At 35.2% G+C, this 9,155-nt stretch carries 7 protein-coding genes; 4 read left to right on the top strand and 3 right to left on the bottom strand.

All coding sequences use genetic code 11. The features are described from left to right. The first annotated feature begins 155 nt into the window (after positions 1 to 155). Positions 156 to 587 carry a hypothetical protein gene (locus GTK07_RS18275; RefSeq protein ID WP_163636551.1) on the top strand — a complete coding sequence of 144 codons (432 nt, stop codon included), beginning with the start codon at positions 156 to 158 and terminating at the stop codon, positions 585 to 587. Between the two features lie 76 nt (positions 588 to 663). After that, positions 664 to 1,431: a DUF2971 domain-containing protein gene (locus GTK07_RS18270; protein WP_119646721.1), complete on the top strand. Its 768-nt coding sequence runs from the start codon at positions 664 to 666 to the stop codon at positions 1,429 to 1,431. A 316-nt stretch (positions 1,432 to 1,747) separates the two neighbouring features. On the opposite strand, the gene GTK07_RS18265 is transcribed toward GTK07_RS18270, so the two are convergent. The 3 genes from GTK07_RS18265 to GTK07_RS18255 are packed head-to-tail and all read right to left on the bottom strand — an operon-like array spanning position 1,748 to position 3,684. Further along, a complete protein-coding gene (locus tag GTK07_RS18265) occupies positions 1,748 to 2,071 on the bottom strand; it encodes a hypothetical protein (protein ID WP_235855403.1) in 324 nt (107 codons plus the stop codon). 38 nt (positions 2,072 to 2,109) lie between these two features. Beyond that, positions 2,110 to 2,469, bottom strand: a complete 360-nt coding sequence (locus tag GTK07_RS18260; protein ID WP_119646722.1) for a hypothetical protein — start codon at positions 2,467 to 2,469, stop codon at positions 2,110 to 2,112. A 15-nt stretch (positions 2,470 to 2,484) separates the two neighbouring features. Then, positions 2,485 to 3,684 carry a HEPN domain-containing protein gene (locus GTK07_RS18255; protein ID WP_119646724.1) on the bottom strand — a complete coding sequence of 400 codons (1,200 nt, stop codon included), beginning with the start codon at positions 3,682 to 3,684 and terminating at the stop codon, positions 2,485 to 2,487. Between the two features lie 124 nt (positions 3,685 to 3,808). Between GTK07_RS18255 and GTK07_RS18250 the strand changes: the two genes are divergently transcribed. Together GTK07_RS18250 and GTK07_RS18245 are read left to right on the top strand one after the other, a co-directional pair. Beyond that, positions 3,809 to 4,207, top strand: coding sequence for a helix-turn-helix domain-containing protein (locus GTK07_RS18250; RefSeq protein WP_119646726.1), 399 nt, complete (start codon positions 3,809 to 3,811; stop codon positions 4,205 to 4,207). 520 nt (positions 4,208 to 4,727) lie between these two features. After that, positions 4,728 to 9,110, top strand: coding sequence for an AAA domain-containing protein (locus GTK07_RS18245; protein ID WP_119646728.1), 4,383 nt, complete (start codon positions 4,728 to 4,730; stop codon positions 9,108 to 9,110). Positions 9,111 to 9,155 lie beyond the last annotated feature (45 nt).

Raw genomic sequence — 9,155 nt, 5'->3', positions numbered from 1 at the left:
ATCAATGAGAAAAAAAATTAAAAATAAACGTTAACTTCAGCACCAAAATGAGTCGATCTCGTGCACTTGATTTGCACTGCTCACTTTCATCCGCCGCAGGTGGTATACATTGACCGCCCTATCCAGTCAAACCACATGATAAAAGATTAAGGATATTGTCCAATGAATTTCCTCAAAACTTTGGTTCTCGAATTACCGATGAGATAGTCTTGTTTTTCTTTGATATCAAATCATTAGAAATCAAACAATATCAATATCCAACTGATTTTAATGAGATCGGCAAGAATGAATTGGAGAATAGATTAAGGATTTTCAAAGATGCAGAAAGAGCATTCGTCCGAATATTGGACACCGATTATAATGAGGTTAAATTCAAGAACTATCCTAATTATATGAATTCATTGTTCAATTCCACAGTCGAACGATATTCCTTCTCCATCAATGAAGATATTGAATTTGTGACCGATAAAACCACAATTTATGGGGACCGCGATTTATATGGTCTAACCGGAGCCTATGCTGATTTCATTTTTGTAAATAAGGATGATGGTACTGTAGAATTGGTGAAAATGAAAAATCAAGGTTGAAATTAATGCCGACTGGAATGTGGAATATCACACATAAATGTCAATGTCCGGTAAAGATTAAATAGTATCCTTTTCATTGGAAAATAACATTGATTTTTTAAAAGATTTTGGAGGCCACCCTTATATATATAGATTCAGGGGTAATGCTGTAAGGACCCTATCTGAACTAGAGGAGGGTTACGTCTATTTTGCCAATAGAAATGAACTCAATGACCCTTTTGATTCTAATCCTGGAATGGTAAGCGTAACAAAGGATACCTGTGAATTGGAGCAGTTCTACAACTTCATGGCAGGCACATTTCCAAACGAGTTTACCAAAACAGATTTTCTTAAAAATTATTCCCCAGTCACCCTTCGGGATTTCATGGTTGAAAAACTAGAATTTTATATTCTACATTATGGCATTGTCTGTTTTTCTATGCAATTGGCCAATTACCCTTTATGGGCCAATTACGCAGATAACCACTCAGGATTGTGTCTTCAATTCAATATTGAAAAGGACATCAGATTGTTCCGAGGTGGTGATCTTCGCCCCATTGAGTATGTTTCCGAGCCAAATCGATTTACTTTCAACCCGCATCCCAATTGGGATACTTTGACGAAACTATTTTTTCAAAAGACATTAGACTGGAATTATGAAAGGGAAATCCGTTTGGTAAAGGTTTTTACGGGCAGGCATTATTTCCATAAAAAAGCTTTGGAAAAGGTCATTTTAGGGTACAGATGCCAACCTGAATTTATCAATAAAGTTAAAGAAATTGTAAAAGCAAACTACCCGGAAACCCATTTGTTCAAAATGATGGAGCCCAAAGAGTTCAACAAAATCTCATTAATTCCAATGTGAAATACAGTTTAGTCATTTGCCATATCGTCTATTTACGATATTGGTAAATAAAATATAAAACAACGGACAAAAAAAGAGGTTACCCCCTTTTCCTTCTAGTTTCCATGTTCTTGGTTTGAAAAGCTGGAAATATTATAACTCCTTCGTTGGGCCAAATTGACCCAAAAAATATATTAACAAGCGTTTTAACATAAATCTTCTGGGACTAGACTTGTGATGGTCATAAATTCCACTTTATATTTATTCCAATATCAACCTTTCCTTTCTAAAAGGTGCAAGTTTAGAAGAAATGGAATTGGACATAAACCTTTATAAATCAAACCTCTTTCTTTAATAGTTGGTTCACTTCATCCAAGAACTCCCCTTCTTCAAAAGGCAAAAGTTGTGTGACCAATTCCAAGGTTTTACGGATATCCTCTCCCGGCTGTTTTACATGCGGTGGGGAATATGGCTCCCCTTGGGTTGCCAAGATGCATACATTGATTAAAGCCTCTATAGTATCGAAAAGATCCAAGTATCCATCCAATAAAACAAAGGATGGTCTGAACTTACCTTTTTGTAGATTGGTAGGCTCCAGTACCTCCAACTTATATCTTGCGGATTTCATTAGTTTCTTCAATTCCTTTTTACTCTTTTTCATAGCTATCCCATTATTTGTTGTTTTAGCATTCAGTCCTCCTATTTAGGTTTCTTTTCTCCCCTATAGAACTCGTTCAAATGATCCATCAAAGCTTCTTCACCGACTGGCATCAAACGGTTGGCAATGGTCATCGCCTGATGGATGAATTCCTCCTCGTTCCTTTCCATTATATCGTCCGAACCCAATTCGGGGTTTATTGCCCTCATGGAAAGGTATATCAATGCACGAACGGTCAATAATAAATCGGCGTGGCCGTCAAGATAAAAGAACGTGGGTTGGAACTTGTCCTTGAACCATGGATGGGGAACCAGGGTCGGGTCATGGTCGTTCCCATGGAATCTTAATTTCTTTATGAGTTTTTCTTCGTTTAGGTTAATAGATTCATTTTTTGATTTCATACTGAGTTTTTGGTGTTAATCATTGGATGGAGTTTCTGAAAGCAATTGCCTCACCTCATCTAGAAATTCCATTTCATCATAGGGCATGAGGTCAAGAATATGACCCATTGTGTCAGCTATGACAATATCAGGTTCTTGTAACCATTTTGAGGCACCATGGGGATATTCAATGGACATCATGCATACCTTAATCAGATTGGTGATCAACAACATGGTTTCTTGGTATCCGCCGTTAATCAACTTAAGACTGTAGTTCTCCTCTCTTTCTTTGGAAGGATCCAACGTTCCACAATATTTCCATTCCAATTCCCTAAGCCTCTGCAATAAAGAGTGTTGTTTTAGATTGATATCGCTCTTTGATGGCAGGGATTCTTTCAGGGTTGACTGACTTCGTCCTTCAATCCTCCCTTGGCATTTTTCCAATTCAGCAGGGATGTATTCCTCTAATTTTAGGATGAACATATCCACAGCTCCTTTTATCAAATCGACCTGTTCCTCCTCTATTATAAAGTCTTTGGAATACCTGCTCTTTATATAGGATTTGTCTAGTTTGTTCAGTAACCGGATATCTTCTTCAATGTCTTGGGGGAAAATTTCCCCGAAAGCACTGCTAAAATCACCAATAAAGTTTTGATGCTCCCTTATGGAATGCCCTTTGTGGGTGTGGCCCAAAAAGAAATGCTCGGCCAACCGATATCCCATTTCCAAGGTTTGATGGAGCATAAAGCCCGCTAACTCAAAGTTTCCCTCATCCATGAACGGTATAGCCCCTTTTCTAAATGCCCTCACCTTTTCAATCTCTTTCTCGTAATATGCCTTCGAACTATTAAGGACCCTTGGTAGAACTTCTTCGTCGAACGGGGCTAGACGCCTATCATCAAAACAGGTATATATCATGTTTTCCCTATTACAATTGTTGACAAAAAAGGTAGTGCCTGCTGACTCTTGCTCCCCAATCTGGGTGGGCGTAAAGTAACTCACAACACAATCGGGATACATACCGAAAAATACTTTCAGGAACTGTTCCTTCTCTTCCCGAAACCTATTGGCATAATCTCCCGTCACGATTGTGAACCAATATTTATAGGGTTGTAGTTCCCCACCAATGGTCAGATAGATATGGTTGGTATCCACCTTTTCGACCACCCTGGACACAATTTCCCTAATTTCGTCCGGGTTGTTCGTCCCTTCCAAGTTAAATGTGCGTTGATCCATAATTTATTGTTTTACCTAAAGCAACGACATTGTTCCTGTGTACCCAACCATCCAAAGTTGTAACCAACCACAGCCATTGGTAATTTACCCGTATATTTAAATCTGGAATGTTTATTTTTGGGATATGGAGACAGTAAAAAAAAACAACCACATTGGAAGAAAGATTGGCCGCATCCGTGAGCTACGGGGCATGAAACAGGAAACCTTGGCAGAATTGTTAGGTATCAGCCAACAAAGTGTTTCCAAAATCGAACAGTCCGAGACCCTTGACACGGAACGTCTGGAAGCTGTCGCCAATGCCTTGGGGGTCACACCTGAAGCAATACAGAACTTTTCTGAAGAGTTGGCTATTAATTACTTCAACAATTTTTACGACAATAGTTTTAGCAATAGCCAAGGAACATTTCATCCAAATAATTGCACATTCAATCCCTTAGATAAAGTAGTTGAGCTTTATGAGCGTCTAGTTCAGGCTGAAAAAGATAAGGTAACTTACTTGGAAAAACTATTGGACAAGAAATAATCCAGTCTTAGAATCAGATTTTTTTATAATAAACTTTCAAAAAAGCTACCGGAAGGTATTGAATTGCTTCAAGCGTCCCAAATTCTTACCCTTTAACTTATACTATTAGCAAGGTAAAATATACCCTATCTTTCATTTCCCCAGAAGCATAACTTGATTTTACTGCTCACTTATCTTTTCTTAACACGAAAGATATAATTATCACTAATAATTTTTTGGTCAAATTGTTTCGAGATTTTAGTAGAAAAAATATATGAGCACAAATACTTCATCCTTTAAATCTTTATCTCACCTTTTATTTTGCAATGAGATCAAAATAGAAAGTATTCTGAAAATTGATTTGTAGGAAAATATATTTATCTTGTACATCTCCCCCTTACCATTAAAATTCTGAATAAATATAGCAGGAAACCAAATAAAGTTGGAATCCACGGATACTTGTAATGGCCACTAAATGTGTAAATCCGTAATCAAAATAATAATTATGATACTATTTTAAGCATTTCAACAAATTGAGAATATGGAAATAACCGATAAGCTACTAATAGAATTACAAAACCGACTTAAAGTTGGTAGCCGAAGGGGTGTTCATTTAAATGCGATAACAGGACGTTCACGGTATAAATTTGATCTGACTAGACTTTCCCATATTGATGAGAATCTACCGCAAAATTTTATTGATTCTTTACTTTCAGAATTGCCTTTGAAATTTAGGATAAGTTGGAAAGACAATGTGCCCGATTTAAATTCTCTCTTTGAGGAAGATCAAACACAACTGGTCCGAATTACAAAATCATTTGAAAACCTTATAAACCAAACCGAAGCAATTGAATCGGAAAAGGGAATAAATACTTTTGGATTTGGCTTCCCGATTCTTGTGCGCAGGGATCAATCGGACAATAAACTGACTGTTGCGCCAATTTTGATTTGGTCCTTAAGAATTAGAAGAACCAAAGAATTCAATACTTGGGAAATCTTAAGAAATGATGAAGACCCAATTTATATAAATGAGGTTTTAATAAATCATCTTCAAAATGATTCTAAAATTGAGATTGACCAAATCTCAAGCGAACATCTAGACGATGGATTAATCGACAGAAATGAACTACTGGATATCTGTGTAAACATTATTGTATCCATAAATAGTTCAACCCCAAATAACCTTCGAGAAACATTTGAACAAAAGTTGGATGACATAAAACCAATTTCTGACAAGAAATATTATGAAAAGCTGCCTTTAACATCGAACAATTCATTTATTGATTTCAGTGGTTTGTTTTCAATTTTTGAGGTTCAAAAACAAAACATCATAAATGACTATTCCAATTTATTAGATCTTAAAGGTGCAGAAATAGACCTTGAAGAAATGGATGAGCACTTTTTCCAACCAATATCTTCTATTGAAACCGATCCATCACAACAAGGTATTTTACATTCACTTAACTCTTCAAGAAATATATTGATTCAAGGGCCGCCAGGTACAGGAAAAAGTCAATCACTTACTGCCATATTGGTAAATGCCCTTGAAAACCACAAGAAAACCATTGTTGTTTGTGAAAAGCGCACAGCATTAGAAGTTTTATACAATGCACTAAACGAAAAAGGATTGAATTATCAAACAATCTTAATCAAAGATATTGTAAAAGATAGAAGAAATGCAGTTGACTCTGTTCGTGACAGAGTTGATAATTCAGCATATCGCAGATATAGATACACTCATTCAAAGGAAACTTTGGACAACATCATTGAGAAATCAAAATCTTTGATCGACACTATCAACAAACGACATCAAAAGTTAGGAGAAAAACTTATCGGTAATAAAAATTGGACAAATGTTGTTGGGTCCCTGTTGGCTGAACTTAAGGATAATTCTGAAGATTATGACCTTGATCTGAGTAAAGACATGTTCACTTATGAATCTGTTGAATTAAACACTTTGCTAGAACTAATTAGAAGAGGGCAAAACTTGTATAATGATTATAAACCTTACAGTGAATTATCGTTTCTCAATTCCTCAAAATTAGTTGGTGAAAATCCATTTATCATTGAGCAAAAAATCAATGAAGATTTCAATTCATACAAAACGAAATTAGAACTAGTCAACCGACAGATTCTAAAATATGAACAAGAGTTCTACAAAGTAAGAAAGGAACAATTGAATCAACAGGAAGTTGAAATTAAATCAATTACCGATTCACTTTTAAAAGTCCTTTCCAAGTACCATAAAAACGATGTCTTTTTCAATCAGGAGAAGACCAGAAGTTTTCTTTATAAAGCTTCATCCATTTTCTCCAAATCGAAAAAAGACACTCTTAATGACCAATTACTTGTTAATACACTTTATGCAGACTTAACAAATAAAATATCGAATTGTAAAGATTTTCCTGCCATCCCAACAGCATTAACTATTTCTGACAAAGAATTTAGCATTAAAACCTATCTCCAAGAAATTACTGCGACGAAAGACAATTTTCAGGATAAGATCGAGAAAGAGTATTCAAATCTTAATCTCTTACAATCAGTCGACAAAAAATTTGAAACAGAAACATTAGTCTCAATAAAGTCCACCCTCAATAATTTAAGATTATCAATAAATGAAGATAAATGGGTCAATCAATCTATAAAATCTGATAATCACAGTTCACTTATATCGAGTATAGAAAACATAATCATTTCCAAGAATACTTTTTTCAACAATGAAAATGATGTCTACTCACTAGAATTCAAGTGGTTCCAATATTACAATTCCCTTTCACAAGTAGAAAAACAAATAATCGACCAGCTGAGAAATAAAGAAAACTGGCGTAAGACGTTTTTGATTTACTATCTAAATTCCTTGCTCGTCAATTCAGCTAACATTGATTTACCAACAAATGATCTTGACCACATTGAATTAGGCCAATCTTTATCAGAACTTGAAAAAGAACAAATAAAATATATTAGGGAATATTGGTTTTCAAAACAAATTGATTCCACTAGAAGTTTTGATGTCAACAATCCGAACATCGCCGTAGAAAACCTCTACAATAAACGAGCAAGTAAAAACCATAAAAGACTATCCCTGCGAGAAATTGTAAAATTGGATATTGATTTGTTCACTACTTTCTTCCCTATAATTTTGACAACACCCGATGTGGCTAGCAATCTCTTTAAAGGCCAAAACAAATACTTTGACATTGTAATGTTTGATGAGGCAAGTCAATTAAAGTTAGAAGACAATCTACCTGCCTTATTGAAGGGTAAACAAATAGTCATAGCTGGAGATGAACACCAAATGCCTCCCTCCAACTATTTTAGCAAAATATTTGACGGCACAATTGAAGATGAAGATGAATTTGAAGATGAAATTGAACGTATCAAAAGTGATGCAAGTAATTCACTTTTAGATTGTGAATCACTATTAGACTTCGCATCTGAGTTAGGGTTTGACAAAAGACATTTGGATTTCCACTATCGATCTCGTCACCCCTACTTAATCGACTACTCAAATTTTGCATTTTATAATCAGAGATTAAAACCTCTACCAAATGACTTTGACTACATTCCTATCAAATACATAAATGTTAATGGGACTTATTCAGATAACTCAAATGATACAGAAGCAGAAACAGTTTTATCAATAATCGAAAATAATATATCACGACTGCCGAATGGTGAATATCCATCTGTTGGGGTTGCGACATTTAATATTAACCAAAGAAACTTAATCCTTAGTAAGATTAACGAAAGAAGAAAATTTGATCGATTTAGAGAGTTCAATGACAAAATAGTAGAACTTGAAGAAAATGGTTTCTTCGTCAAGAACTTAGAAAATATCCAAGGTGATGAAAGAGATGTCATTATCCTATCAACAACCTATGGTATTAATAAAGAAGGGAAATTTGCTCAACGTTTCGGCTCAATTAACCATCAAAAAGGCTACAAACTACTTAATGTCATCGTCACCAGAGCAAAATATAAGGTTTATGTATGTTCATCTATCCCGCAAGAAGTATTCTTAAACTACAAGGAGCACTTAATAGTAGAAGGATCAAATAATAGAAGAGGTGCATTTTATGCATATCTGGCATATGCAAAAGCTGTTAGTGAACAAGACAGTGATTCAAGATTGGCAGTTTTAAATGCTTTATCCGAAAACTCTTCGAAAAAAACTTCAATTGACAATTTCAATGATGAACTTGAATCACCTTTTGAAGAAGAAGTTTACGAAGCCCTAAGGGAACATTTTGAAGAGTCTCAAATAATTCCACAGCTCCAATTTGCAGGTTTTAGGATTGATTTGGCTTATGACACAAAAAAACCGGGAATACCAAAAATTGCAATTGAATGCGACGGTGCCGAATATCATTCAAGTCAAGAAGCCTATTTACATGATAGACATCGACAGAAGATTTTAGAGAGGCATGGTTTTGTTTTTCATAGAATATGGAGTACAAATTGGTGGCGAAATCCTAAGAAAGAAACACAGAAACTAGTTGAATTTATCAAGAGTATTGAAAACAGCAGTCCATCAATATTTGAAGACAAGTCCAAGACAGGATTAGCGTTTACTGATAACATAACAGTTATTGAAAACGAAATTGCCAAAAATTCTCCAGATTTAAAGAAAGACTTGAAAGAACGGATTGAAGTATTAAGTAAGAACGAGAAAGTTCAAACAGAATTATTCAAGGAAACCGTAGAACTCAATAGCAAAGTTAAAGTTAAGTACCTAAATATTGATAAAGACTTGAAAGTTCAGTTGGTCGAACAAGTCAATGGCAAAACCGATAAAATAAATGGAATTCAAAAGATTAATATCAAGTCTCCATTAGGCGTCGCACTCAAAGGTAGATCTGTTGGTGACACAGTCAGGATTGGAAGTTTAGATAAGTACGTAAGAATCCTAGAAATAGTTAAATAGCCCATTTAAAGTGGTGGTTTTACCATCTATTCGGACGGGTTTCCA

Source organism: Flagellimonas sediminis (assembly GCF_010500845.1).
Lineage (GTDB): Bacteria > Bacteroidota > Bacteroidia > Flavobacteriales > Flavobacteriaceae > Flagellimonas > Flagellimonas sediminis.
This window is presented reverse-complemented; position numbering and strand designations above follow the sequence as displayed.